This is a genomic window from Blastococcus sp. HT6-30 (assembly GCF_039729015.1).
Taxonomy (GTDB): Bacteria; Actinomycetota; Actinomycetes; order Mycobacteriales; family Geodermatophilaceae; genus Blastococcus.
The window spans coordinates 2,438,002-2,464,417 of sequence record NZ_CP155792.1 but is presented as its reverse complement, the minus strand read 5'-3'; the positions used below and the strand labels follow the sequence as shown (position 1 = coordinate 2,464,417).

General features: G+C 68.5%; 21 protein-coding genes. 13 read left to right on the top strand and 8 right to left on the bottom strand.

Annotated features, from left to right (window positions below; genetic code table 11):
• The first annotated feature begins 7 nt into the window (after positions 1 to 7).
• The 4 genes from ABC795_RS11875 (at position 8) to ABC795_RS11860 (ending at position 5,206) form a co-directional block, all read left to right on the top strand.
• Positions 8 to 883, top strand: coding sequence for a restriction endonuclease (locus ABC795_RS11875; RefSeq protein ID WP_347060716.1), 876 nt, complete (start codon positions 8 to 10; stop codon positions 881 to 883).
• Between the two features lie 196 nt (positions 884 to 1,079).
• Complete coding sequence (locus ABC795_RS11870; protein WP_347057394.1) at positions 1,080 to 4,361, top strand: TM0106 family RecB-like putative nuclease; 3,282 nt, start codon at positions 1,080 to 1,082, stop codon at positions 4,359 to 4,361.
• A 201-nt stretch (positions 4,362 to 4,562) separates the two neighbouring features.
• Positions 4,563 to 4,943 carry an enoyl-CoA hydratase/isomerase family protein gene (locus ABC795_RS11865; RefSeq protein WP_347057393.1) on the top strand — a complete coding sequence of 127 codons (381 nt, stop codon included), beginning with the start codon at positions 4,563 to 4,565 and terminating at the stop codon, positions 4,941 to 4,943.
• A 47-nt stretch (positions 4,944 to 4,990) separates the two neighbouring features.
• The gene (locus ABC795_RS11860; RefSeq protein WP_347057392.1) at positions 4,991 to 5,206 is read left to right on the top strand and encodes a hypothetical protein; all 216 of its coding nucleotides are present in this window, start codon (positions 4,991 to 4,993) and stop codon (positions 5,204 to 5,206) included.
• A gap of 84 nt (positions 5,207 to 5,290) precedes the next feature.
• Here ABC795_RS11860 and ABC795_RS11855 read toward each other — a convergent pair whose 3' ends face one another.
• The 3 genes from ABC795_RS11855 to ABC795_RS11845 all read right to left on the bottom strand — a co-directional run bounded on the left by ABC795_RS11855 (position 5,291) and on the right by ABC795_RS11845 (position 8,172).
• Positions 5,291 to 6,181, bottom strand: a complete 891-nt coding sequence (locus ABC795_RS11855; protein WP_347057391.1) for a hypothetical protein — start codon at positions 6,179 to 6,181, stop codon at positions 5,291 to 5,293.
• 128 nt (positions 6,182 to 6,309) lie between these two features.
• Positions 6,310 to 7,380 (bottom strand): ParB/Srx family N-terminal domain-containing protein, encoded by a 1,071-nt coding sequence (locus tag ABC795_RS11850; RefSeq protein WP_347057390.1) that lies wholly within the window; start codon positions 7,378 to 7,380, stop codon positions 6,310 to 6,312.
• 294 nt (positions 7,381 to 7,674) lie between these two features.
• Entirely contained in the window at positions 7,675 to 8,172 is a 498-nt protein-coding gene (locus tag ABC795_RS11845) for a very short patch repair endonuclease (protein ID WP_347057389.1), read from the bottom strand.
• A 114-nt stretch (positions 8,173 to 8,286) separates the two neighbouring features.
• Here ABC795_RS11845 and dcm point away from each other — a divergent pair, with 114 nt between their 5' ends.
• Both dcm and ABC795_RS11835 read left to right on the top strand, forming a co-directional pair.
• Positions 8,287 to 9,549 (top strand): DNA (cytosine-5-)-methyltransferase, encoded by a 1,263-nt coding sequence (gene dcm, locus ABC795_RS11840; protein WP_347060715.1) that lies wholly within the window; start codon positions 8,287 to 8,289, stop codon positions 9,547 to 9,549.
• Between the two features lie 128 nt (positions 9,550 to 9,677).
• The gene (locus ABC795_RS11835) at positions 9,678 to 10,658 is read left to right on the top strand and encodes a NaeI family type II restriction endonuclease (RefSeq protein WP_347057388.1); all 981 of its coding nucleotides are present in this window, start codon (positions 9,678 to 9,680) and stop codon (positions 10,656 to 10,658) included.
• Positions 10,659 to 10,676: 18 nt separating this feature from the next.
• Here the strand turns inward: ABC795_RS11835 and ABC795_RS11830 are convergent, their stop codons facing one another.
• The gene (locus ABC795_RS11830; protein WP_347057387.1) at positions 10,677 to 11,348 is read right to left on the bottom strand and encodes a hypothetical protein; all 672 of its coding nucleotides are present in this window, start codon (positions 11,346 to 11,348) and stop codon (positions 10,677 to 10,679) included.
• 154 nt (positions 11,349 to 11,502) lie between these two features.
• Between ABC795_RS11830 and ABC795_RS11825 the strand changes: the two genes are divergently transcribed.
• The 5 genes from ABC795_RS11825 (at position 11,503) to ABC795_RS11805 (ending at position 20,355) form a co-directional block, all read left to right on the top strand.
• Entirely contained in the window at positions 11,503 to 12,924 is a 1,422-nt protein-coding gene (locus ABC795_RS11825; protein ID WP_347057386.1) for a transcriptional regulator, read from the top strand.
• Positions 12,925 to 12,928: 4 nt separating this feature from the next.
• Positions 12,929 to 14,728: a DEAD/DEAH box helicase gene (locus ABC795_RS11820; RefSeq protein ID WP_347057385.1), complete on the top strand. Its 1,800-nt coding sequence runs from the start codon at positions 12,929 to 12,931 to the stop codon at positions 14,726 to 14,728.
• Positions 14,729 to 14,948: 220 nt separating this feature from the next.
• On the top strand, positions 14,949 to 15,656 hold the full coding sequence (locus tag ABC795_RS11815) for a DUF3883 domain-containing protein (RefSeq protein WP_347057384.1): 708 nt from the start codon (positions 14,949 to 14,951) through the stop codon (positions 15,654 to 15,656).
• A gap of 2,240 nt (positions 15,657 to 17,896) precedes the next feature.
• A complete protein-coding gene (locus ABC795_RS11810) occupies positions 17,897 to 18,817 on the top strand; it encodes a hypothetical protein (RefSeq protein WP_347057383.1) in 921 nt (306 codons plus the stop codon).
• The gene (locus ABC795_RS11805; protein WP_347057382.1) at positions 18,814 to 20,355 is read left to right on the top strand and encodes a DUF4407 domain-containing protein; all 1,542 of its coding nucleotides are present in this window, start codon (positions 18,814 to 18,816) and stop codon (positions 20,353 to 20,355) included. Before ABC795_RS11810 ends, ABC795_RS11805 begins: the two co-directional genes overlap by 4 nt.
• Before the next feature lie 55 nt (positions 20,356 to 20,410).
• Here ABC795_RS11805 and ABC795_RS11800 read toward each other — a convergent pair whose 3' ends face one another.
• Both ABC795_RS11800 and ABC795_RS11795 read right to left on the bottom strand, forming a co-directional pair.
• Positions 20,411 to 21,814 (bottom strand): ADP-ribosylglycohydrolase family protein, encoded by a 1,404-nt coding sequence (locus tag ABC795_RS11800; protein ID WP_347057381.1) that lies wholly within the window; start codon positions 21,812 to 21,814, stop codon positions 20,411 to 20,413.
• Between the two features lie 64 nt (positions 21,815 to 21,878).
• Positions 21,879 to 22,661 (bottom strand): thioesterase family protein, encoded by a 783-nt coding sequence (locus ABC795_RS11795; protein ID WP_347057380.1) that lies wholly within the window; start codon positions 22,659 to 22,661, stop codon positions 21,879 to 21,881.
• A gap of 165 nt (positions 22,662 to 22,826) precedes the next feature.
• On the opposite strand from ABC795_RS11795, the gene ABC795_RS11790 reads away from it, so the two are divergent.
• A complete protein-coding gene (locus tag ABC795_RS11790; RefSeq protein WP_347057379.1) occupies positions 22,827 to 23,471 on the top strand; it encodes a hypothetical protein in 645 nt (214 codons plus the stop codon).
• A 121-nt stretch (positions 23,472 to 23,592) separates the two neighbouring features.
• Positions 23,593 to 25,722, top strand: coding sequence for an LLM class flavin-dependent oxidoreductase (locus ABC795_RS11785; RefSeq protein ID WP_347057378.1), 2,130 nt, complete (start codon positions 23,593 to 23,595; stop codon positions 25,720 to 25,722).
• A 34-nt stretch (positions 25,723 to 25,756) separates the two neighbouring features.
• On the opposite strand, the gene ABC795_RS11780 is transcribed toward ABC795_RS11785, so the two are convergent.
• A complete protein-coding gene (locus tag ABC795_RS11780; protein ID WP_347057377.1) occupies positions 25,757 to 26,134 on the bottom strand; it encodes a Fic family protein in 378 nt (125 codons plus the stop codon).
• Positions 26,131 to 26,334 (bottom strand): ribbon-helix-helix protein, CopG family, encoded by a 204-nt coding sequence (locus ABC795_RS11775; RefSeq protein ID WP_347057376.1) that lies wholly within the window; start codon positions 26,332 to 26,334, stop codon positions 26,131 to 26,133. The genes ABC795_RS11780 and ABC795_RS11775 overlap by 4 nt, the downstream gene beginning before the upstream one ends.
• Between the last annotated feature and the right edge of the window lie 82 nt (positions 26,335 to 26,416).

Sequence of the window (26,416 nt, the reverse complement as noted above, 5' to 3'; positions counted from 1 at the left end):
GCTCGTGATGGTCTCGAGCGTTCCGTCGACGCGTGTACTGACCTGGCCTGTGCTTGAGGCGGTCAAGGGACTTGGTGGCTCCGCCACGATCCCCGAGATCACGGAGGCCGTCGTCAAGTCGATGGAACTATCCGAAGAGCAGCAGTCCATCCCTCATGGACAAGGGCGGACGGAGTTGGAGTACCGACTCGCGTGGGCCCGTACCCGACTGAAGCTCCTCGGCCTGCTCGACAACAGCAGGACCGGCGTCTGGTCGGTAACCGATCGCGGCCAGCGAGTGGCAACGGCCGACGAGGTCGCTCGGCTGTTCAAGGCGTATCGGGCCGCGAAGAAGGCGGCTGGAGCCGGTTCCGGGACCGGCGACGTCGATGCCGACCTAGACAATCCTGAGTTCGATGAAGACCAAGCCGACGACGTCGGCAACTGGCGCGACCAGCTCCTCCAGGTGCTGAAGAATATGGAGCCGGATGCCTTCGAACGTCTCGCGCAGCGGCTGATGAGAGAGGCGGGCTTCACCAACGTCAACGTGCTCGGAAAGAGCGGCGACGGCGGCATCGATGGCGTTGGCACCTATCGGCAGTCGTTGGTCTCATGGACCGTCTACTTCCAGTGCAAGCGGTACCAGAGCTCCGTCGGATCGTCGGCCGTCCGCGACTTCCGCGGTGCCATGAGCGGCCGTGGCGAGAAGGGCCTGCTCATCACCACCGGCACCTTCACGGCCAGCGCCAAGGACGAGGCCACACGGGACGGCGCCCCTTCAGTCGACCTTGTGGACGGCCTCCGACTGTGTGACCTCCTGCAGAAGTACGGGCTCGGCGTTTCAAGCGTCCCGAGAACGGTCTATGACGTGACGGTGCTGCCCGAGTTTTTCGAAAGCCTGTAGGCAGGCGGCCTGGCCAAAAAGACCGGCGCGGGGCGGAGCCGCCCCGGCGGGGGAATCGCGCCGTCGCTTGTTCGAACGGGTGACGTCGCGGGCGCCAAAGCCGTCAGGTTCGGATCCGTGTCGTAGGCGTCCGTTATCCCTGTCGCTGAGGCAGGGGCAGTCTGCCGACGACAACGGCGGTTGGAGACTTGGGGCGATGCAGCGACTCGACGGGCGGTTGGTGCTGAGCCCGACTGATCTGACACACCACCAGGAGTGCCGGCACCTGACCCGGCTGGACCTCGGCGTGGCCGCAGGGGAGTGGGCAGCGCCGGAGGCCGAGACGACTGACGAGCTGCAGCTGGTCTTCGACCGCGGCGTGGCCCACGAGCAGAAGTACCTGGAGTCGCTGCGGGCCGCCGGGAAGACGGTCGCCGAAATCGACACCGTCTTCGACGCGGCCGGGCGCCGCCGGGCGGAGGCCGAGACGGTCGAGGCGATGCGCAGCGGCGTCGACGTCGTCTACCAGGGGACCTTCTTCGACGGTGCCTGGGGCGGCCAGGCCGACTTCCTGCTGCGGGTCGAGGTGCCATCGTCCTTCGGCGGCTGGTCCTACGAGATCGCCGACACCAAGCTCGCCCGCAAGCTGAAGGTCGCCGCGCTGCTGCAGATGGCGACCTACGCCGAGCGGCTCACCGTGCTGCAGGGGGTGGCCCCGGGCGGCATCCACGTCGTCACCGGCGACGGCGTCTCGCGCCCGTGGCGACTGATCGACGTCGCGGCGTACGCCCGCCGCGCGCGGGCCCGGTTGGAGGCCTTCACCGCCGCTCCGCCGTCGACCGCTCCGGCACCGATCGGCTACTGCGACCAGTGCCGTTGGGCGGAGAAGTGCACGACCGAGCTGCGGGAGGCCGACGACCTCGGACTGGTCGCCTTCATGCGCGGCGACCACCGCGACGCCCTCCGCGCGGTGGGGATTCCGACGTTGGCGGCGCTTGCCACCGCGTTACCGGGGCAGCTCGCGGCGTCGGGCATCGGTGCCGACGCGCGCTCCCGGCTGCAGCAGCAGGCGGCCGAGCAGCTTAAGGAGCGGACGACGGGGGAGTCGTCGCGGACGCTGCTCGACCCGGTCGACGGACTGGGGTTGCTCCGGCTGCCGCCGCCGAGCGCCGGCGATCTGTACCTCGACTTCGAGGGCGACCCCTGGTTCGAGGACGGCGCCGGCATCGAGTACCTCGCCGGCATCGGCGACCGGTCCGGCGGGTTCACCGCGCTGTGGGCGCACGACCGCCCGGCGGAGAAGCAGCTGGTCGCCGACCTCGTCGACCGGATCGTCTCGGCGGTGCAGGCCGATCCGGCGATGCACGTCTACCACTACGCGCCCTACGAGGTGACCGCGCTCAAGAAGCTGACCGGCGGCTACGGCGTCCGCGAGGCGGAGCTGGACCAGCTGCTGCGCGAGGAGCGGTTCATCGACCTCTATCCCGTCGTCCGGCAGTCGATGCGGATCAGCAAGGAGTCGTACTCGATCAAGAAGGTCGAGGCCTTCTACGGGCGCTCGCACGGCGGCGCGGTGGCCAGCGCACTGGGCAGCGTCCTGGAGTACGAGGCCTGGCTGGAGGACGGCGACCAGGCGCGGCTGGACGGCATCGAGGCCTACAACAAGGACGACGTCGACTCGACCCGTGAGCTGCACGACTGGCTGGAGCAGCAGCGCGCCGAGCTGGAGGCGCTGCACAAGCCGTTGCCGCGGCCGGAGGTCGCGGTGGTGGCGCCGGACGCGAGGGTGACCGAGGCGCAGGCCGCCGAGCAGGAGCTGACCGACCGGCTGCACGCGGCCGGGCACGAGCTGCTGGGCGACCTCGTCGGCTGGCACCGCCGCGAGGACCGGCCGGCGTGGTGGGAGGTCTACCGGCTGCAGGACCTCGACGCCGAGGAGCTGGTGGGGGACGGGACGGCGCTGGGCGGGCCGGCCTTCGTCGGATACCTGGGCCCGGAGAAGAAGAGCTCGCTGTACGAGTACTCGTTCCCGGTGCAGGACACGAAGCTCTCCGCCGGCGACGACGCGCTGGACGTCGGCACGGCCAAGAAGGTCGGGACGGTGTTCGGGGTGGACGCCGCGGCCGGGCGGCTGGTGCTGAAGACGACGGCTGCCGAGCCGCCGCGGCCGCGCGGGCTCGGCCCCGGTGGGCCGCTCAACACCGCCGGCCTACGCGCGGCGATCGCCGACACCGGCGAGGACGTGCTCGCCGGGCGGGACTGCCTCGGCCAGGCACTGGTCGAGCGTCGCGTTCCCGCGGGAACGCGGCTGCGCGAGGGCGAGACGACGACGGACGCCATCGTGCGGCTCGGCCTGGCGCTGGACGGCGAGGTGCTGGCGATCCAGGGACCGCCGGGCAGCGGCAAGACGACGGCCGCCGCTGCGCTGATCCGGGAGCTGCTGGACGCCGGGAAGAAGGTCGGCGTCACGGCGACGTCCCACGCGGTCATCGGCAACCTGTTCAAGGCGGTCGGGCGGCCGGCGCTGCAGAAGTGCGAGGAGAGCCAGCACTGCGGCTCCGGCGACGTGGCCTGGTCGAACGACAACGCGGTGGTGGCGCGAAAGCTGCTCGCCGGCGACGTGAACCTGGTCGGCGGGACGGCGTGGTTTTGGACCCGGGCCGATGTGGCGGAGGCGGTCGACGTGCTGGTGGTCGACGAGGCCGGGCAGTTCTCGCTGGCCAACGCCGTCGCCGTGGCACGGGGTGCGCGGTCGATGGTGCTGCTGGGCGACCCGCAGCAGCTGGCCCAGCCCACGCAGGCGGTGCACCCGGGGGAGTCGGGCGCCTCGGCGCTAGAGCACCTGCTCGATGGGCACGCGACCATCCCTGCCGATCGCGGGGTGTTCCTCGACCGCTCGTACCGGATGCACCCGTCGCTGACGGCGTTCGTCTCCGACCTGGCCTACGAGGGCCGGCTGGAGGCGGCGGACGGCCGGGAGCGGGTGGCGGTGCTGGGGGAGGGGGCGCTGTCCGGCAGCGGGTTGCGGGTGCACCCGGTCGAGCACGCGCTGACGGCGGCGGACAAGTGCCAGCAGGAGGCCGCCGCCGTCGCGGAGCTGTGGCGGTCGGTACAGGGCTCGACTTGGCGGAACCACCTGGGGGAGGAGGCGCCGATCGGGCCGGCGGACGTGCTGGTCGTCGCGCCCTACAACGCCCAGGTGGCGCTGATCAAGGCGGCGCTGCCGGATGGGGCGCGGGTCGGCACCGTGGACAAGTTCCAGGGCCAGGAGGCGCCGGTGGTCCTGTACTCGATGACGAGCACCAGTGCCGACGAGGCGCCGCGCGGGGTGTCGTTCCTGTACGACCTGAACCGGCTGAACGTGGCGGTGTCGCGGGCGCAAGCGCTGGCGGTCGTGGTGCTGAGCCCGCTGCTGCTGGATGCGCCGGTGCGGACGCCGGAGCAACTGCGGCGGGTGAACGCGCTGTGCCGGCTGGTGGAGTCGGCGACCGTCGTCTGATCCCGACCGCGGTGCGCGGGCTGGTACCGGCGCGTGATGTGATGCCGGTCAGGTGATGTCCGGCTCGGCGCTGGGGCCGGTCCGCTCGCCCAGATTGGTGGGCTCGTGGCCGGTACCGGTGAGGTTCAGCTCGAGGTAGACGAGCGGCGTCCCGATCGTGACGCTCAACGCCCCTGATCGGCGCAATGCGCTGACGCCGGGATGGCCGACGAGCTGATCGCGGCGCTCGACGAGGTGGACGCCAAGCCGGAGATCGGGGCCCTCGTCATCCGGGCGGGGGGCAAGTCGTTCTGCGCCGGCGGCGAGATCGCGACGCTCACCTCGGTGGGCAAGGACCCGGCGGCCCCGGACGCTCACGAGGGCATGGGCGCGATCTGCGACTCGCTCTACCGGCTGGCTCAATGCAAGGTGCCCACCGTGGCGGCCGTGCGGGGGTCGGCGGTGGGCGCCGGCATGGACATGCTGCTGGCGACGGACCTGCAGATCATTGCTCGCGACCGCGGCTGCTGGCCGCTTCCTCAAGCGCGGGGTGCACCCGGGCGGTGGGCACTTCGCCATTCTGTCGCTGGTGATCGGCCGTGAGGCGGCGGTGATGGCGCAATTCGGCGAGGAGATCAACGGCGAAGGCCGTGGAGCTCGGGCTCGCCTGGGAGGCGCCGGACGACGCCGCGGTGGAGGACCGGGCGATCGAGCTCGCCAGCCGCGTGGCGGCCGACCCCGAGCTGGCGCGGCTGGCGATCGGCAACTTCCGCAAGGAGGCCGTCACCGGCGCGATCCCGTGGGACGTCGCGATGCAGTCCGAGCGCCCGGCGCAGATGTGGTCTATGCGCCGTTCGGCGCACTAACGTCCACTGTCGCTTGTCTGGTTACGTCCTTGGTAGTGCGCTGGCGTTTTGCGCCGACGATCCGAGGCTCTGGCGACGTGCGCTCTATAGGTCCGACAACGCAAGTCCTCGCAGTTCTGCCAGCTGATCCGGGCGCACGAGATAGTCGAGGTCCGATAAGTCATCTCTCACCCCAACGCCTACGGCCCCCAGCATGTGCATCATGCGGCGCCTATCGACGACGATCGACTCCCCGATGATTGCTCGCTTGAACCAGTATCCGTCTGGGCGGCGAAAGTCAAACGGAATGAAACAAATATTCATTGGGGGGGCGACAAAAGTCATAACGCCGCGCATCGCTGCGACGCTTGAGGAGTACTGCTTAACCGTCCACCGCGGTGTGCATGCGCACTGTCCGAGCCAGATGGGCCGCCCTCCAAGCTTATCGCCGAGCTCGAGCCAGGCAACGACATCAAGGCCATGGTCGCCCCGGTCTTCGTCCTCGAAGTCCTCGTCGTCGATCTGATGCTTCTCGCCCAGATCGGATGCGAGCAACTTCAACTTGTCGACGAGCTTTCCTGAATAGCGACCGTTTCGCAGCTCAGAGTTCATGCCGAACAGATGGACACTCGCTTCCACTGGAAGGGCTCTCCGAAGGGCGACTACGGAGATTCCTTCAAAGCGCGCAGCGAGGCCATTTTGCCAATGCTTGCCTGTTACATACCGAAATGACGCGCACGCGAGTAGGAACACGTAGAGCGATCGATGTGGGCTTGGATCCCTCAGTGTGAGGACTGTTGTCCCTTCCAACGTGTACGGGTAGGCAGATCCGAAAGCGTCGGCTCGCGCACTGAGATAGGTGAAGACGTCGCCAGCTCTGCGGTGATAATTGTCCGACTCGGTGGCTCCGTCGGCAGTGTCGATGTTGTCGGCTTCCTCGAGCATTTCCGCGTCGTCGGCGCCGGCTGCCGTTTTCGTGTCGCGTGCCCGTCGCATGTATCCCAAGAAATCGCTTCTGCTTAGGCGTCCTTCGGCTGACGTAAGGCATAGCAGTTCGGCCCAATCCGCCCATCGATGCAACTGTGGTGATCCCGGATCTTTCGAGAGGTCGCCAATGATCGCCACTATTCGTCGCCCTCGACGACGGTTCGGACGGCGTTCCGTACCTCAAGGCTCAAGCGCCGCACCCTGTCCACAGACTCGACGTCGGCCTCAGTCAAGTCGTCCGCGTCGCGAAGGTATTCGGCCGCGAGTTCTAGGTTCTCCCGACTGATTCCCACCGCCGCACGGAATGCCTCCGAGGCTGCGCCGCCCATCCGCGAAGCCTCGTCCAAGGTCGCTCCGCCTTTTAAAGCTGCGAGCGCTCGGGGTGAAGCCACGACCTCTGACAGAATCCGGATGTTCCTAGACTCGCCGAGGATAGTCCTGCCAGACGGCCCCTCTTCAAATATCCAACGGGCCAATGATCGCAAGCTGTCGTCCACTAGCCCATTAAGCTCGATGTCTCGTGAAGAGCTTAAGCCAAGGAACTCAACGATGTTGCTGTAGGCGAGCGCCGAAGGGAAGAGTGAAAAGTCGACGTCGTCTTCTCCTAATTCACGGATACCGTAGTATTCGTTGTCCTGAGTTCTGTTGTAGAGCGCTAGTGCTGTGAGCAAGCGGGCAACATAATCGCTACGGCTTCCGATGCTCCTCGCCAGGGCCTTAAACCTGTCCTGTGGCGAGCCGGTCTCTCCCTCGTAACGTTGGCGTAGGAACCGCGCCTTCGCCAGCGGGTCCCACTCCTTGATTCCGGTAACGTGGCGATACCCGAGATGCTTCAAGATGTCGGCTCGCTCTGGAAAAATCAGAACCGGTAGGGTTCCGGGGACTTGTCCTGACTCGGCGACTGCTTTGACGGCGGTCTTGCGCGTAGGTGCGAGATCAGGGTTGTTGAGGAGGATGCTCGCCGCGAGCCGCCGATTTCCCTCGACAACCGTGTAGGTGTCTTCAGTGGCCGAACTGACTAGTAGAGGTTCCCCCGGAAAGAATCCTTGACTGGAAATGGAACGCATGAGATCGAGGAGGCCGGCGTCCTCAAGCATGAAGCTCAAGACGGCGGTTACGTCCTTCCCGTCCAGGTGGGTCGGCATTCGAGGATTGTCGGCATCGAACCGCAAGTCGTCGATCGGCAACTCGTCGAAGACAGGCTGCATAACCACCCCTAACGCCGGCTGCCCGGATCAATGGTGAGCAATCAGGCCTGAGGCGCCCTAGCTCCCGGCAACGCTGGCTGCCGCTAGTCGAGCAGCTTAATCACCGCCCCCTGGGAGAACGTTGATGCGTCGCCTGACACGCCGAGACCTTGCTCATTCACAGTGGGGCCGGACATTCGTCGATGAACAGCGTTGATCTCCGCCTGAACGGCGGCCCTTGATGCCCCTGGCGCCTGTAGCCGCGATCGCGCCAGAAGAGACTCAAGTCACCGTGCCACATCGGCGGCGGTCAGACTACTGGCTTCTGGTTGCCGTGGGCGCCGCTGCCTCAGGGGGCGGTTCATGATCGTGGTCCAAAGCAGCCTCTACGATGGCGGCGCCCGCTTCCGGCGTGACGTGCTCCCATAGGCGGACAACGCGCCAACCGGCCGCCGCTAGGGCCGCATCTGCCTGTCGATCCCGCTCAACATTGCGGCGCAGCTTGGGTGTCCAGTACCACTCATTATGCGTCGGCTGGCGTCCGTGTTCCGGACAGACGTGCCAGAAGCAACCATCGACGAACACGGCCAGGCGCGACTTCGTGAAGACGACGTCGGGGCGTACCCGGGCGTCCGGCAGGTCCAGTCGATAGTCCTTGCGAAACCGTCGCCCGCGGCGGTGCAGGAGGGAACGCAGTGCGACCTCGGGCTTCGTGTTGGTCCGACGGATGGCTGCTAGGTTCCGGGCGCGTCCCGCAGTGATGGGTGCCGGCTGCCGCCTGCCACCTGTGGCTCCAGAGTCTGGAGATGTCACTGGCACACGGTATGACGTCGGTACTGGGAGGGCGTGGGCTCGTGGGGGAGGATGGTCCTCATGTCCCACGCGTTCCCTTCGATCGTGTGTGTACGTACAGGGGGGGCGTTCGTGATGTTCGAGGTCGTGGAGATCTGCGCTGGCGCCGGAGGGCAGGCGATCGGGCTCGAGCGCGCGGGCTTCGAACACGCCCTTGCGGTCGAGCTGGATGGCTTCGCCTGCGAGACCCTCCGTCAGAACCGACCCGACTGGAAGGTCGTCCAGGGAGACGTGGCGGACCGCAACCTATGGACACCCGCCGACTACGAGGGCGTGGCGTTGCTCGCGGGCGGAGTCCCCTGCCCGCCCTTCTCCATCGCCGGCAAGCAGCTGGGGGCCAGCGATGAGCGCGACCTCTTCGCCTGGGCCGTCGAGCTTTGCATCAATGAGGTGAAGCCGCGTGCGTTGCTGCTCGAGAACGTTCGGGGGCTGTCCATGCCCCGGTTCGCCGCCTACCGGCAGCACGTCCTGGACCGCTTGGCCTCGGCCGGCTACGTAGGCGATTGGCGCCTGCTCCACGCCTCGAGCTTCGGTGTGGCTCAGCTGCGCCCGCGCTTCGTCCTAGTCGCCCTGAAGGAGGAGGACGCCAGCTACTTCAGGTGGCCCGAGCAGTCGTCACTTCAGCGGACCGTTGGCGAGACCTTGCGTGATCTGATGGGGGCGAACGGATGGCCGCACGTCGATGCCTGGGTGCAGCTGGCGAACGACATTGCTCCTACCTTGGTCGGTGGTAGTAAGAAGCACGGCGGCGCTGACCTTGGGCCCACGCGAGCTAAGCGGGCCTGGCGCGAGCTAGGCGTGGACGGACTCGGTGTGGCGAATGAGGCTCCCGGGCCAGACCACCCGCATCCGGACATCAAGCTTCCTAAGCTAACGGTTCAGATGGTCGCCCGGCTGCAGGGCTGGGATGACGCATGGGGTTGGAGACTGGCCGGGCGGAAAACGGCTCAGTACCGCCAGGTGGGGAACGCTTTCCCGCCCCCGCTGGCAGAGGCGGTCGGGCGCTCGATCATGCGGGCACTAGAGCACGCCGACGAGCCCCATGACATGCCAGAGCTCGCGAGCCCAACCCTGCACGATCCGGTGTATCGCGTGCTCAAGGAGGCGGAAGAGTTCCTCACCCCGTCCGCCATCCTTGGCCGACTGACGGTGCCCTACGACGCCATCAAGCTTGAGCGGCGAATCGCACACTTGAGCCGGGATTTCGACATCGAGATGAAGGAAACGAAGTCAGGACCCGCGTACCGCCTCGGGGAGTTCAAGGCGTTCATCGGCCAGCCGGACCATGAGCGGCACGATGTGTTCGCCAATCGGGCGGGCCGGTCGCGAATCAGCTGAGCCCAGCTGCCCTCACGGGGGACATGTCGTGTTCACCGAGGACCCCCATCTGGACCCCGCGGGCGGCGCTGCTAGTTCACGGGTGATCGTCCCGATGGCTGGTTAGCGGCCGGCTACGTTCCGTCGTCGTGCCGGATGAACAGATCTACGCAATGGGCCGCGGTGAGGACAGAGAGCTGGATGCCGTCGAGGACGAGCTGCTCCGCCTCGACCCCACCGGCGACGTGGTGGCCGAGGTTCTGAGGGATACATTCGACCAGCTCTACGACGGACAGCACACTGGTCGCTGGAGCTTCGAGCAGCTCTTCAAGACCGAAAAGACCCACATGGGGACGCTGGTCGAGATCAACCTGCAGCGTCGCTTCCGGTTCGGAGGCGGCGACGTCACGGATTACCGCATCGCAGGAGTGCAGGTCGACTGCAAGTACTCCATGAGAGAGGGCGGCTGGACGCTGCCCCCGGAGGTCATCGGGCACCTCGCGCTCGTGGTGTCGGCCGACGACGCGAGCAGTCGCTGGATGGCCGGGCTCGTCCGCGTTCATGAGGCCCTGATGAATCCCGGTCGGAACAGGGATGCGAAGGGCGTGCTGTCCGCGGCAGGCCGGCTCTGCGTTCGCTGGCTGTGGTCGGAGCATGGATACCTTGCGCCGAACCTCTTTCTCGAGCTTGACCACTCCACCCGGGACCGCATTTTCCACGCGCGGGCCTCGTCCGGTGCTCAGCATGGCCAGGCTAAAGTTAACGAGCTCTTCCGCTCCGTCCAGCGACGGGTGATCCGACGGGCCGAACTCGCCACCGTCGCTCAGCAGGACGACTTCATGAAGCGGGCACGCGGCAACGGCGGCGCCCGTACGCATCTACAACCCGAAGGCATCTTGGTCCTCGGACATCAGGGGGACGACCCGGTGGTCGCCCGCGACCTAGGTCTGCCGACACCGCAGAAGGGCGAGTTCGTGTCCGCGCGCGTGGTTCCGTGCGAACCGTCCAATGACTTCGACGCAGCCGAGATCGCGGGCGGCTATTGGCGACTCGCTGAACCCAGCGACCCCGTAGTCCCGGCGCCGGTCATTCCCCGGAGGCGCAAGGCCGACGCCACTTCGGGTGGGTGACTGGCCAGTCCGAGACCCTCACCCCATGGACTCGAGCTGCTGCCGGACATCCAGTCGCACGGCATGGGGCAGGCGCCGGTACCTAGCCCACAGCTGTTCCTCCAGGGCAACTGGTCGACTGCCTGTGCGGATCCAGTGCAGCAGGCGCGTGCGCTGCTCATCGGACAACTCCTCAATCGCCGCACTGAGGTCGGTGGCCGGAGCGTCGTCGCGGGTAGCGACATGGCAACGGTCGCAGCAGGTGGCGAGCCGGGTCGTCTGTCCGTCCGTGGACGAGACTCGCGACAGCGTCAACTTGGCTGCGCGCAGCGGGTCGTCCACGAAACTCTCGCCACCGCTAACGCCACAGTAGACGCACATATAGTCGTCGGCAGCGAAGATCTGCTGCCGCTCCTTGTCGCTGACCGAGTTCTGGACCTTCGATCGGTAGCTCGGATCCCATACGGCACCGCCAACCTGGACAAGCCGCAGCTCGTCCTGGCTGAGAGACCGATCTTCCCGGTAGGTCGCCAGGACCCACCCCTCGGCGCGTAGGTCGCGCATTCGGCGATCGATCTGCTCGACACCGGGGAAGGCCTCGCGCAGCTGCGCCTTAGTGAAGGTGCCTCCTTCCCTCACCTCAGTGCAAAGCCACAGGGCTGCGCGCACACGCGTCCCCTTGGTCGACGTTCTCCAGTCAGGCAGCTCCATGGGGCTGATCATGCGCTGCGACCTGAAGAAGTTCGGGGATGCCACTCGAAGGTTGGCCGGATCTAGTCCCGAAGAGGGAACCTCCGTGCGCCTACTTAGACGCCGCTGTCCTGCCGTGTAGGAAGGCCTCAAGGCCCTGACCGATGGAGAGCAGATGACCGTGCTGGTTCCGCCCAACGCCGCCGACGTGCGTGCGATCGTCGAGAAGCGCCTCGGCGCCCTGGAAGAGCTGCAGGGCGTGCAGGAGTCGGTGACGATCGAATGGCGCGGGCAGCCGCGCTCGATTCCCGTGATTACTATGCCGGTCAACGTTCTGAGCTATAACCCGGCCACTCATCGCATCCGCGCCCAGCGATCGCTCGACCCAAAGAGAGACCGGGAGCTGGACGAAAATCCTTTCGGCCCGGTCGCTCAGGACTATCTCGGTCATCTCCTCAAAGGGGATCCCACTGACCCCCAGAAGACCGATCCATCTTTCGAAGCGTTGAAGGAAGACATTCGTCAGCACGGCCAGAATGACCCGGGAATCATCACGCGCGAGGGCGTACTTATCAACGCCAACACTCGTTGCGCAGCGTTGCGTGAGCTCGGCCAGGAGCACATCCGTGTCGGGGTTCTCCCCGCGGATGCAGGGCTTGACGACCTTGAGTCGATAGAGCTTTCTCTTCAGCTACGGAGAGATCACAAGCGCGACTACTCTTTCGTCAACTTCCTGCTGGCGATCGATGAGCGTGTCAATGCGGCGCGGCCGCCCGCCGAGATCCAGCGCGACTTCCGTATCAAAGCGTCAACGTTCGAGCGGTCGCGCTGGATTCTCCAGTTCATCCAGGAGGCCATCGAGCGGAGCCAGTCCGAGGATGCGGCGGGCACTAAGCTGTCCATGCGGCTCGTCGATTTTGAGACGCATCAGGGAAAGCTTGAGGAGCTGCACAGGGCGTATTCTGCGCTGAAGTCCAAGTCACCTGAGGAGGCAGAGGCTCTCCGAGAGCAGCGCCTCCTTGCTCTTGCGCTGGGGAAGTCGAAGACCGACCTCAGGCTCATCGAGCCCGACTTCGCGGAACGCTTCATGAAGGACGCGCTTCCGCCGGCGAAGACGGTCGCGGCTGCAGCAGTGAAGATCCCCGGCACTAAGATCTCGGTCGCAGGGCCTAGTCAGCGAGTCGAGCAGCTCCGCGAGCTGACCACGGAAGTCCTCCGTGCGAAGGCCGTCGAAGTTTCGGCACAGTCCGCTTCTCCCCAGGCTGTTGCGAGCGCCGACGCAAAGCTGCAAGAAATCACGGCGGCGCTGGAACCGGCCCTGGACAAGGCGGGCAAGCAGAGCCGTGTTATCAAGCGGCGCTTCGCAGCTGCGGATCGCCTTTCGGACGCGAATGAAGACCTCGGGCAGCTCCTGCAGGCCGTGGCGCAAGCCAAAGCGACCAGCGACTTTAGGGCCGAGGACCTTGACGACAGCCTGGTCGAGCTGCGAAAGCACCTGACTCAGCTGGCGCGAATGATTGGCCCGGCGGCAGAGGGACAGGGCGAGGGCGTTGCCTGGCTGAGGGCGCAAGCGTCGCTACCGCGGATGACTGACTGACCCGGTGCTGAATCTGCGGTTTTCCTCGCAGGCTGGCCGTGTCGAGGTTTCGGCTGATTCGAAGAGTGTCGCCTCGCTGCGCGCGTTGCGGAGCTGCTTCGTCAGCAGTCACAGCGATCATAGCCAAGCCTTTGACGTGGACCTGGATGATCTTCTGGTCAATCTGCAGGAGCTGGCACGGTGGCCTGATGACGATGTCCAATGGCAGCCGGAGCTGCTTGCCCTGGTCGAGGGGAACGTCGTCGACGCAGAGGTCATCAACGATCGGCTCAAAAACCGCCAACGCGTCGGTGAACATGCGGAGCCGGTCGATCTAGGTACTGCCTGGGGCGCATCGCTCACTAATTTCCAGCAGCGAGACCTGGCCAACCTGCTTCAGCTTAGCCACGGCGCCAATTTCAGCGTTCCCGGCGCTGGTAAGACTCGCGTAAGCCTTGCCGCATTCGTCGCTCGCCGACGACGGGGGGAGGTCGATCGCTTGCTCGTGGTGTGCCCCAAGTCTGCTTTCGAGAGTTGGCAATTCGAGGCGGTGGAGTGCTTCCCCGACGCGCCACTAGTCGTCGCTCGGCACGGCGAAGAAGGCGTCTTAGGGGCGGATGTCCTGCTGGTGAACTATGAGCGGTTGCCTGACGCGCGGCCAGCTTTGATTCAGTGGCTTCAGGCGCGGCCAGCAATGCTGATCCTCGACGAGGCGCACCGCATGAAGCTGGGCCCCGCCGGGGCCTGGGGCGCCGCGTGCCTTGCCCTTGGGCCCCATGCCACCGCCCGGCTAATACTCAGCGGGACCCCTGCCCCGAACGGATCGAAGGACCTCGAGAACCTCTTCTCCTTTGTCTGGCCCGGTCAAGGGCGGGCGGCTGTTACGCGTGCGATCGCCGGCAACGACTTGCGAACCGCCAGCAAAATGCTGAGACCTCTGTTCGTGCGCACCACGAAGAGCGAGCTGCAGCTTCCGCCCGTCACGACCACCGTCCGAAGGCTCAAACTCCCCCCGCTGCACCGGGACCTTTACGACGCTCTGCGAGGCGAGATGTCGGGCCGCTGGAGTGGCGATCCCTCAGACGTCGAGGCGCTGGGCCGCGTTCTCATGTACCTCATGATGGCCGCGACGACTCCGGCCCTGCTAGCCGCCGGGGCGAGCCCGCACGAGCCCTTGCCTTATCGGGTGCCACCGCTGCAGCCGCCGGCGAACTCCACCCTCGGAGAGCTGATGCGGGACCTTCCTCACTACGAGATGTCGCCGAAGTACCGCGAGGTACTCGCCATCGTGGCAGAGAACGCAGCTGCCGGGCGCAAGACGCTTGTCTGGTCGACCTTTGTTCGCAACCTCAAGTCCCTGGAGCGGTTGCTGGACAGATTTCAGCCGTCGATAGTGCACGGCGGCTCCGATGATCGGCCGGAACAGCTGCAGCGTTTTCGTGAGGATTCGGACTGCATGGTCCTGCTCTCGAATCCGGCCACCCTCGGCGAGGGAATCAGTCTTCACCACGTCTGCCATGACGCCGTCTATGTCGATCGGGACTTTGCGGCGGGGCGCTTCCTTCAAAGCTTGGACCGCATCCACCGTCTTGGCTTGTCCCCGGACGTGATGACGACAATCACCGTGCTTGTCGCCAACGAAACGATCGACGAGCTGGTCGAGCAGCGACTCGCAGCCAAGGTACATTTCTTGGGCACGGTGCTGGACGATGACGCAGTCCTCGCGCTCGCCGACCTGGATGAAGCGCCCAGCGCTTCGGCCGGCATGGATGTCGCGGATATCCGCGCGCTGCTCGAACACCTCAATGTCCGCGCTTCCACCTGACGGCGTCGTCCGTGCCGCTGTCAGATGGTGGCAGTTGCTTGGTCGCTCCTCGCTGTCGCAGGCCTGGGCGATTATCAGGGCGGATGCAGCGTACGCGGATCTGACCCCAACTCAGTACGCCGCTGCACTCGACTGGCTACAGCTCATCGGTGGCGTCGTTCGGGATGGGTCTAACCTCGCTCTCAATCCTCGAATGCGGCGGCTGCCACACAGTCAAGTGATGCGGCTCTTGTTTCAGCGGAGTCTTGAGCGGGCGCGACCGGCGTGGCTTCCTGACGCTGACGTCCTCATCGCCGACGCAACTGAGCTTCCGCAGGACGCGCAAGCCTTGGTCGTCAGTCTCGATCTCGCAGCGGATGACGCGTTCCTGGCTGTGTCGCAGGCGCAGCGAAAGGTTGACCTTGAGCGGCGGGCAACCATCGGCGCCGCGGGGGAGCGGCTGCTCGTTGAGCTGCTCGAGAGGCAGTGGCCCGGTTGCACCAGCCATGTGTCTCTCGAGGACGACGGTCTTGGTTACGACATAGTTGTCTCAGATGGGCCGCGGTCGTGGCACCTGGAAGTGAAAGCCACCACCAGACGCGGCCGCCTGGTCGTCTATCTCAGCCGTAACGAGTACGAGGTGAGCCTGGTTGACCCCGCCTGGCGCCTTGTCGTTGCTGGCCTCGGCGACGAGGAGAAACTGTCCGCCGTAGCGACAGTGCGGGCGGACGTCCTGGCAGTAAGGATGCCCCTGGACCAACACGCGGCGACTCGCTGGGAAAGCGCGCGATTGGAGCTCTTTCCCGAGGATCTTGAGTGGGGCCTTCCCTTCCTCCAGCAAGACGCATCGCCAGTCGAGTTGATGTTAAGGAACTGGCTGGGTGAGGCGGGCCGGTTTGGCTGGTTGCCCGGGCGTAATGACGACCGGCTTCTTAGGGCCACCGAATGAGCGGGCGTGCGGTAGCTTCGTCGGCGGCAGCGGCAGGATGGAGCTAGCAGCAGCCGAGGCATGCGGGGGCCCGGATGCGAGCCATGAATGGGCGGTCCGTCAACAGCACCGACCGCATCGTCCAGTTCCACCCGGCTCACGTCTGAGTCCCGGTCGCTGGATCGCTGACCGGTGGGCGCAGAGCGGTGCGCCGCCCGTTCTCTGGTTGAGCGACGAGCCGGTGCCCTCGCCGGTGGCGTCTCGTCGAGCAGTACCCGCGTACCGAGGCCCAATTGACGCTCGCGACCCGCACAGCGTTCTCGTCGGCGGGTGGCACGGCAACCTCGTGCTGATCGATTATTCGTGGAGCCCCGGATCCGGCCCACTGGCGCCCTGTGGTCCGGTGATCTTTGGCCTGACGCCGTCGCGGCCCGCGTCGGAGAAAGGCCAAGTCCAGCTGCCGACCGGACCTGTCGCGCGGATCGCCCGGTGAGCTGTCGGAGCCAGGCTGAGGCGCTCGCGATCATCGGGTGGCTCGGCGCCATCAACGTGCGGAACGGTGCCCAGCTGCCCGCGGTCGTTCGCATCTGGACGACCGCTTTGGCGCCCACTTCGTCGGCCTGGGCTTCGCGTCGATGACCTTGCTCGTCGCCCGTCCCTCTTGAGGGAGCCCAGCAGTGCGCTTTGCTGCCAGGGTCGCCGAGCTGGGCCGGACGCTCGGGGGTAGCCGCATGAACCGTGGCTGTGAGGACAGGAGAGGACGCTTCGTGCGCTTGGCCGATCACTCATCGAACGGCGCCTCTGACGCTTCTGGTTCGACCGAACTCGACGGTGTATTGACCCGTCGACTCGACCACGTCCTGACCAGATCTGCACCGTCGACATCACCCGCCCGGGGTGCCTAGTACAGGTGCCGCGGCCGGCCTGGTGAGCCCCGGAAAACGGAGGGGGATATGCAAACCCGGGCATCACCGCCCGCGATGGCCCAACGGGCGTCGGGGGGCTGTCACGAGCAGCGGCAGGTGCCGTAGATGCTCAGGCGCACCCCACAGGACTGGCACAGCGGTGTCTCGTGCACTGTCCGGCTCGTCTGTGCGCCCGCGGTTACCTTGATTACCAGGGCGGGCTGGCTGAGCCTCGTTGCTGGTCGGCCCCCTGCGGCGGGCGTCTCACGCCGTCGGAGGACCTGGGCCACCTGAGCCTCGGTGACGTCGATCCCTCGGGCCCGCAGCAGAGCGGCCAGCTTCTTGTGGCCGATCCTCGGCTTCGCATGCGCGGCACGCCGGACCTCTGAAGCGACCGTTCGAGTGACCGGCCGCGCTTGCGGCGCGTGGGCATGGTTGCCGGCCGCGGGGAGTGGCCTCCCGATGACAGCTTTCACCTGAGCCGGGCTGACCGGGGTGCCTGCCCTCGTGAGCGAGGCTGCGAGGCTCTTGGCATCGGCTGTGGCGTTGAGACGTGCGGCGGCCAGGATCCTCTTGCGCAAACCCTTCGAAACCGGGCTCCCGGCACCACGAGCCGACGCCGCGTCCGCACGCCCAGTTAGGGTGCCAGCGGCTGAGTTTCGGCCGCTTCTGGTGCGGGACCTCGACGTCCAGGCCGACCTTTCGGTCAGCCCGGCGTTGCGGCGAGTTGATCGGGGCGTCGACAGCCGCGAAGACTGGAGATCCCACGGGGCTTGGCGTTCGACGAGCTCGTCGTCCGGTGAGTCATCGGGCAAGTCGCGCGCGTGCTCCGCATACCAATCGCCGATCGACCTGGCCACCTGACCTCCTCCGTGCGCGGAACTCGAAGGGCACCACAGCGGTGCGACAGGGGGGCTGCACGACCTCGGCGATGACCCGAATGGGTGACAATCGACGCCACGTCTGCTGGCACGGTCATTCGGGCGGAGGCCGTCTGGATGACTGCGCGCCCCGCGTACGGATCGTCGCACTTCGCGTAGCAGCCCAGTGCCAACGCCCGGAGGCGGGCGACCCCGAACGTGTCCGTGCCCGGCTCTCGGGTTACTGCGGCCGAATATTCGCCGCCCAGCCACAGCTCCAGCGTCTCGGCGCGACGGCGGACGGCGCCCCCCCCCCGCCGACAATTATCGACTGTGCGGCTGCCTCGGCCGGAGGAACGGCCCCATCGCACCATCGAGTGACGACTAGTGACCTCGGCGGCCACGCACGGTAACAAGATCCGGAGCTGATATCCGCATTCGTCCCTTTGGGCCGGGTCGGCATGTACGTGCGGCAAGACCGCATACGGGGGGATACATGTTCCGGGAACCACTGCGCCGTGATCCGTTGGTGATCGGCTGGGCGCTGGTCATGCTCTTCGCAGGCGTCGTCGCGCTGAGCAACAACACCGAGTGGAGTGGCAGTCTCGAGGCCGATCGCGTCATCGGCTTCCTCGAGGACGTGGCCGAGGCATTCCTGTGGTCCTTCGTCGTCCTCCTGCTCCTCGCCTGGTTGCGTGCCAAGGGCTGGCGAAACCGTGTCCCCGCCGCCCGGAAGCCCAACTCGGGCGGAGGCTCGTCCGGCGGCTCGCTGGACCTGCCCTGGACGGACCGGTGGCTCCGCGACTGGCGCGAGGCGGACGCCCAGCAGGGCATGCGGGAGCAGGCGCCGGAGCTGGCGGACGAGCCGAAGACCATCACGTGCCGCCACGGCGTTCCCCTGGACGTCGACCCGGACGGCGTGCGGGCGCCCGTCCTGCGGGCCTTGTCGACCAGCCACACGCTCGTGCGCCCCGGCTCGGACGTCAGCGTGACGTGGTGCTTCGAGGGCGCCCGGGTCGTTGAGATCGACGGTCGCCCCGGGAACCCGTCCTGCGGTGAGGCGCTCGTCCGGGTCGACACCACTCGCCGGATCCCGGTCGTCGGCAGCAACCGCCACGGGTCGACGCCGGTGGCCACCGCGTCCGTCGTGGCGATGTCGATGCCGCAGCTGGACCTGCCCACCGTCGACTCGCCGCCCATCGTGTCCCTGCGGGCGGATGTCGCGGCCCACGTCGGGGCAGCGCCACAGGTGACCCGTCGTCTCGACGACTTCTGGCAGACGCAGGACAGCGTGCGCCCGAGCCTCGCCGCACCGCCGCGGCTGATCGGCGCGCCTCCGCGCCTCGCCACCATGCCGGCCTCGGTGGTCGACGGCATCCGGCGGGCTCGTCCCTCGACGGGGGAGGAGGGCAAGTGACCATCCGGACGGCGCTCGCGCGAGCGCGATCATGGCTCGGTCGGGGAGCGCGCCGGGTCAACCGGCGATTTGTCAGCGAGGGCCTGCTCACGGTCTCCGGCGCCAACCGCGACATCCTGCGGGAGGCGCCGAAGGAGCGCACCAAGCAGGTCGCCATGGGGGCCGTACTGGTCTCCGTCGCTGCCATCGCGGCGGTGTCGGCCACGTACGCCCTCTACCTGGCGCTGCACGTCCCTGTCGACCTTGCCGCCATCGGCGGTCTGGCCTGGGGGCTCGTGATCCTCAATCTGGACCGTTGGCTCGTCGTCTCGACCCCGCGATTGGAGACCAAGTGGGGAACCATCGGGATGGCGCTGCCTCGCGTCCTCCTCGCGGTCCTCATCGGCGCGGTGGTGTCGACGCCGTTGACGCTGGCCGTGTTCGGCTCGGAGATCAGCGCTGAGATCCGGGTGATGGCGGCTGAGAACGAGGACGAGTTCAACCGGAAGCTGGAGGCGGACAGCCGATACTCCGAGATACCGGCCAAGGAGCAGGAGATCGAGCAGCTCCAGGCTGATCTGGCGGACGGCGTCTCCGAGGACGACATCGCACAGCACCCCGTCGTCGCCGACGTGCAGGCTCGCCTGGACGACATCACTACCCAGTACAACGCGGCCGTCACCGCGCTGCTGTGCGAGGCCGACGGCACCTGCGGTACTGGCGACGCAGGCATGGGCCCGGCCACCGCGGCCAGGATGGCGGATCGGGACCGGCTGGGTGCCGAGCGGGAGTCGCTGACCCAGCAGCTCGGGGACACCCAAGCCCAGGTGCGGGCGCAGTTGGAGGCGCAGGAGGCGCAGACCTCGATCGACCAAAGCCAGCGGCTGGAGACGCTGCAGCAGGAGGTCCGTGACGCGGAGGATGCGCGGCGCGACGAGATCACGGCGCACGACGCCGCTGTCGACAACAGCGACGGCATCCTCGCCCGGCTCAGCGCGTTGGAGCGCATCCAGGACGACGACCCGATGCTGGCCACCGCCCACCTGCTGCTCTTCCTGTTCATGACGGCCATCGAGTGCTTGCCGATCATCTTCAAGACGATGCTCGCGCTCGCGCCGCCGTCGCTCTACGACCGGCTGCTGGTGCTGCACGAGCAGAAGGCCGAGTCACGTGTGCGACTGCGCATGCAGACCGAGTACGAGGAGGCCGAAACCCTGGCCCGCTCCGCCCTGGCTGCCGCGGAGGCCCGCGCGGCGCGGACGCTGGAAGCCGAGTCGAAGGCCACTGGTCTGGTCCTCGACGCCCAGCTGGAAGTCACCGCCGAAGGCATGCGTCGGTGGCGAGACGAACAGCTTGCTGGAGATGTCACGGCCCGGGACGTGGACGCGGCAGGCGTCCACACGGAGCCGTCCTCGCGGAGTCCCGTCCCGGCGCAGCCGGTGCCTGGCGATGTCCTCGACGACCTGCAACTTCGCACCTTCGAGGACAACGTGGCGTTGGACCTGGACCCGGCAGAGAATCGCGCTGCTGGCGACGGGGCCTTCGCCACGGCGCCGTGACTGGCGGCCGTGAGCCCCTTCGGTGCCTGGCGACGTGCTGACCGCTCTGCGGCGGTCAGGTAGCTCCGGGCCTTATGCGTTCGAGCGCTGCAGTGAAGCTGGCGTTCCACAGGCCGAGGTGTGGCCAGCGTTCGGCGACGTGCGCCGTCGCCTCCTCGACCGACATCCTCTTCTCGCGCACGAGCCAGCCGCGCAGCACCAGCCCCGTCCGGGAGGCGCCGCCGTGGCAGTGCACGAGCAGTCGGTGCCCCTCGTGGCGCAGTGCCTTCATGTCGTCCAGGACGTCGGCGAGCATGACGTCGAGGTCGGCGTTGTGGTCGTTGTCGGCGATGTAGGCCATCCGGTGCACCGGGTGCGGGAACGGCTCGCCGAGCCGGCACAGCGAGATGACGGCGAAGTCGTCGTCGCTGTACCGGGCGCCGTCGAGGTTGCCGGCCCAGATGCCGGGCAGGACCTCGGTCGGGCCGATCCGCGGGATGACGCCTGGGTCGTAGTTCTGCTGCACGCCGCCGTCGAGCGAGGCGGCGAGCTGCTGCAGGTCGGGCAGGCGCCATACCTTGTCGCCGTGGCCGGGCACCTGGCCGTGTACCACCGACGCCCACCGGCTCGGGATGCCGCCCATCCCGAAGACCGCCCCGGCCAGCCCGCCGGCGACGCACGCGACCGTGTCGGTGTCCCCGCCGAGGTCGATGACCAGGCGCAGCACCTCGGCGAAGTCCCGCCCGTGCCGGAGGGCCCACACCGCCTGGCCGAGCGTCGGCCACACCGCGCCGTTCGACTCGGTGGCCTGGTCAGGCGTCCAGTCCGAGGTCAGCACCGCAGCCCACCGCTCACGGTGCTCGGACAGCACCGCCTGAAGCGCCGTCGGGATCGCCGCCAGCGGATCGCCGCCGTCCAGTGCCACGCGCATCAGCTCGTGGAAGATCGCGCAGCCCTCGCCGGCCGACGGGTCGCCGTGGGTCAGCGCCGAGATGCGGCGGGCGGCGTCCATGGCCGCCTCACGACCGTCACGCGAGAACCGGATGGCGGCCGGCGTCGTCCGCATCAATGAGCCGTTGCCGGCCGCGTGCCCGGAGCGGGTGAAGTGCTCGGCCGCGGCGACGTCCCACGGCCGGCCGGAGCCGAGGACGGCGCGGGTCTGGTTGCCGATGTCCGGCGGCCCGGCCGCCGCCCACGTCCGGAACCGGTCGAAGAGGTCGGCCTCGTCGAGTGCGCCGCGCTCCACCAGCGAGGTGGCCACGAGCAGCGCCATCTGGGTGTCGTCGGTGAACTCGCCCGGCTCCCAGTTCAGCGAGCCGCCTCCGCACATCTCCGTCTTCGAGCCACGCGCCGGCACCGGGAAGCGGGTGGAGAACTGCCCGGGCGGGCCGAACTCGAACGGGGCGCCGAGGGCGTCGCCGACGGCGGAGCCGACGAGCGCGCCGGCCACGCGGTGGGAGCGGTGCATGCGCTGGGTCACCCAGGCATCCTCGCTGACGGCGGTGCCGCGCGGGCGTGCGACGCGGATGGGGCTCGTGGCTCCGTCAGCGGGCCTGCACGAGCAGCGGCTGGGCGACCTCGCCGATCGAGCCGCGCTCGTCGGACAGCTCGCCGTGGCACAGCCCGATGCCGTCGGCGGCGATCTGCGTGCGGCAGGCCAGGTGCACCCACTCGCCGTCCGGATCGCGGGTCAGGTGGGTGGTCATCCCCGGCGGGATGGACCACCAGCTGTCGATGGGCAGCTCGACGGAGATGCCGTTGGCGGCGTCGGCGGCGATGAGCGCGCGGTCGAGACCCGTGAGTGGCAGGCCGGCGACCAGGGGGAGGCGCACTCGAGTCCAGACGTCGGCCGGCCCGGGCTCCTCCGGCGACCCGGCGGTGTAGCGCCAGTCGATGGCCTGTCCGAAGCCCCAGTCGGGCAGGCCGAAGAGTTCCTGCGGCGAGGAGTCGGGGACGGCGGGTGGTGGGCTGAGCTCGGTGACCACCGGCGGCGTGGGCCCGACGGCGAGCGACCACACGCGCGCGACGGCGACGGTGCGGCCCTCCACGGTCATCACCGCCTCGGTCAGGTCGATCCGCCGTCCCGGGCGGACGGGGGACACCTCGACGGTGAGCTCTCGGCGGGGGATGGCGCCGAAAAAGTCGACGCTGATCCGCGCCGGTCGGGAACCCGCCCCGGTTGCTCCAGCGGCGTCGGCGGCGAGGTGGGCCAGCAGCGCAGACGGCGGTCCGCCGTGCTGGGCGCTGTGGTCCCACGGGCTCTCGGTTGCCCGGGTGGGCGCGAACCGGTTGTCGCCCAGCGGCAGGTAGAAGGCCTCGAACTCCATGACCGGCAGTCTGGCCGAGGCGGTCACCCGGGGATCGGGCGGACGTGCCGTCGCCCGAACGGGTGGCGCTGCGGCGGAAGCCTGCCCGGGTGGCCGCTCGCTGTCGGTGGCGCCTGCCATCGTCCGCCCCTGCCGTCACGGGGACGGCGCGGAGCAGGGAGTGGCATGGGCGGATCGGTCGGTGTGCAGGCAGGTCGGGTGTGCCCCGGGTGCGGGCGGGAAGACTCGATTCCGCTGGTCTACGGGACGCCAGGGGCCGACCTCTTCGAGCAGGCGGAGAGCGGACGGGTTGCCCTCGGCGGCTGCCTCATGCCGGAGGAGACGGCCGCCTTCGTGTGCCGCAGCTGCGACCTGGCGTGGGGTAACGAGTCCGACCCGACCGCCGACGAGGCGACGCTGGCCGGGCTGCTGGATGTGGGGCACGCCGAGCTCGTCCGTGCGCTGGGCGCCGGATGGCGGCGGGAGGGCGTGGCGGACGGGCAGGACGGCGTGCGGTGGTTCGTCAGCGGCGAGCCGGCGCAGCTCGCGGTCGGCGTGCAGGGCCCGTGGTTCGTGCTCGCCCGGCCGCTCATGTCATGGGGCGAGCACCGCCCCGGCCCGCTGATGGGTGACGGGCCGCGCCTGACCCGGGACGACGTCCTGCACCAGCCGCATCTCGTCGCCGAGGTGGCCGAGGCCATCGCCTCGCACCGGCGCCGGTCCTTCCGCTGGTGCCGCACCTGCCGCCGGGCTACCGCACCTGAGTCGTTCGTCGCCTCCGAAGGCTCGTGCGAGGGGTGCGTGTCCGCCTTCGCCGACGCGGGCGAGTGACGCCGAGCCCCTCGGATCAAGCACGACGCCCGCGCCAGCCCGCTGCCTGGCGCCCGCCCGAGCCGCCCGGCAGCGCTCCCCTGTGATCATGGGACGACGACGTCGACCTGAGGAGCCGAGCATGCCCGCCCCCGGAACCCCGCTGGAGAAGCTCGGCTTCCTCACGATCGGCCTCTTCGACCCCGCCGACCCCCGCCGCGGTCACGAGACCACCCTCGAGGTCATCGCACTCGGCGAGCAGCTGGGCTTCGACAGCGCCTTCGTCCGGCACCGCCACCTGCAGTACGGCATCTCCTCGCCGATCGCCGTCCTCGCCGCCGCCACGCAGCGCACCAGCCGCATCGAGCTCGGCACCGCCGTCATCCCGCTCGGCTGGGAGAACCCGCTGCGGCTGGCCGAGGACCTCGCCACCGTCGACATCCTCTCCGGCGGCCGGCTCAACCCCGGCGTCAGCGTCGGCCCGCCGATGCGCTGGGACGACGTCAAGGAGTCGCTGTACCCGGACACCGCCGACGCTGAGGACCTCAGCTACGAGCGCGTCGAGCGGCTGCTCCGGTTCATCCGCGGCGAGCAGGCCGGCACCGTCCGCGGCCGCGAGGGCATCGAGGAGTGGTCCGACCGCGTGGAGCCCCACTCGCCCGGGCTGCAGCACCGCCTCTGGTACGGCGGCGCCAGCACGCGGTCGGCGCAGTGGGCGGGCGCGCACGGCATGAACTTCCTGACCAGCAGCGTGGTGAAGGCGGAGGAGGGCTCCGTCGACTTCGCCGAGATCCAAGCCGGGCAGATCCGCGCCTTCCGCGCCGCCTCGCCGGCGGGGGAGGCCGCCCGCGCCTCGCAGGGCCTCGTCGTCATCCCCACCGACTCGGCCACCGACGACCAGCGGGCCAGGTACGCCGCCTACGTCGAGGCCCGCTCGTCGCGCGTCGGCGTCCCGCAGGGCCCCGGTCGGCTGCTGTTCGCCCCGATCTGCTCGGCACCTCCGAGCAGATCGCCGAGGCGCTCTACGCGCACGCCGGCTTCCGCGAGGTGCGAGAAGTGGTCTTCGCGCTGCCGTTCAGCTTCGAGCACGACGACTACGTGCAGATCCTCACCGACATCGCCACCCGCCTCGGGCCCGCGCTCGGCTGGGGCCCCGCCCACGGGTGATCAGCGTCGGGGCAGCGGGAGGCCTGCTGGGACGGCATCGGGGACGTGTGGCCGATCCCCGCCGTCCGCCGATGTCGCACTGCACCGCGCTGCTCACCGGTCGAGATGCCCAGGAACCGACCTGCCGTGCCAGGCTGGAGCCGTGGTCGACGACCTGCTCGTGGCGCGCAACCCCGACCCGGACTCCACGCTGCCGTACCTGGTGCGCATCCCGCTCGGCCCGGCCGGCGTCGTCGTCAAAGCCAAGGAGCCGTGGCCGCGGACGGCCAAGGTCTACTGCCACCGGGCCGAGGCGTGGCCGGACGACGCGGAGATCGTGGAACGGCACGCCGTCCGGTCGTGCTCCCGCCGTGGTCCCGCGATCGACCTGGTGCTCGCCCGCGCGCGCGAGAACCGCTCGCAACTGGTCATCACCCAGGGGCGCGGCCGCGAGATGATCTTCTGGCAGTCGCCGCGGACGACGAAGCAGGCCCGCCCCGGTGTCCACCTGCCCACCGCCCGCGCCCACGGCCAGGTGCTCGACATCCTGGTCGACAGTGGCGAGAAGTACCCGTACGCGTTCGGTGCTCAGCAAGCCACCACCCGGCGGCGGCGGCTGGCCGCCGGGGACTACGCCGTCGAGCTCGACGGGAACGTGGTCGCCGCCGTCGAGAGGAAGACCCTCGAGGACCTCGCCGGCAGTCTGCTGTCGGGAAAGCTCACCTACGCCCTCGCCGAGCTGACGGCGCTGCCGCGCGCCGCCGTGGTGGTGGAGGACCGCTACAGCCGGCTGTTCAAGCTGCCGCACACCCCCGGCGCCCGGGTCGCCGAGGCGCTGGCCGAGGCCCAGGCGCGCTTCCCCTCGGTGCCGGTCGTCTTCTGCGAGACCCGGCCGCTGGCGCAGGAATGGACCTACCGCTGGCTCGGTGCCTGCCTCGCCGAACTGGGCGCGGTGCGTGCGACCGAGGCCGTCGAGAGCTCCTTCGCCCCGGGCCGGCCGGTGCCCGCCCGGCCCGCCTCACCGGCGGAGATCCGTGCCTGGGCCCGGACACAGGGCATCGACGTCAGTGACCGCGGCCGGATACCGGCCGACCTCCTCCGTCGATTCCACCAGTCGGCCGGCTGATCTGGGGGCCGTCCGTGCACGGGGACGCCGCGCGTCAGGCCCAGCGCTCGGTGCCTGCGGCCAGGGGCTCGGCGATCGGCTGAACCTCGTCGAGGTCTCCCGCAGATACCGCGATCACCAGGTCGTAGGCCTCGTCGTTCGACAGGGTCAGCCGGAGGCCGTTGAGACCGTAGAAGGCGATCGTCCCCGCCAACGCCAGGCGCTTGTTGCCGTCCCCGAGACCCCGGTAGCGGGCCAGCGAGTGCAGCAGCGCCGCCACCTTCTCGTGCAGGGAAGGGTAGGCGTCCTCACCGAACGCGGTGGCGCGCGGCCGCGCCAGTGCGGATTCCAGCAGCCCGGCATCCCGCACCTGCACCTCACCCAGGGTGCGGGCCGCCACGTGCAGCAGGTCGTCGAGGTCCAGGTAGATCACTGGCCGAGGCGTTCCAGGGCTTCGGCGTAGCGAGGTAGCTCCGCGTCGAGCACCCGGTCCAGGGCTTCACGCTTGCTGGTGCGCTCGATGTAGTCGCGCACCGCCTGCCGCGCGACCTCCTGCATCGACCGCCCCTCCAGTTCAGCCCGCCGGCGCAGGGCGTCCGTCTCCTGGTCGTCGAGGCGGAGTGTCATGGCCATGCGGCCGATGATACCGCGCGTGATACCTGCATGTCCTGCGACATCGCCTCGTTCAGCGAGCCGGGGCGCGCGCGGGTGCCCT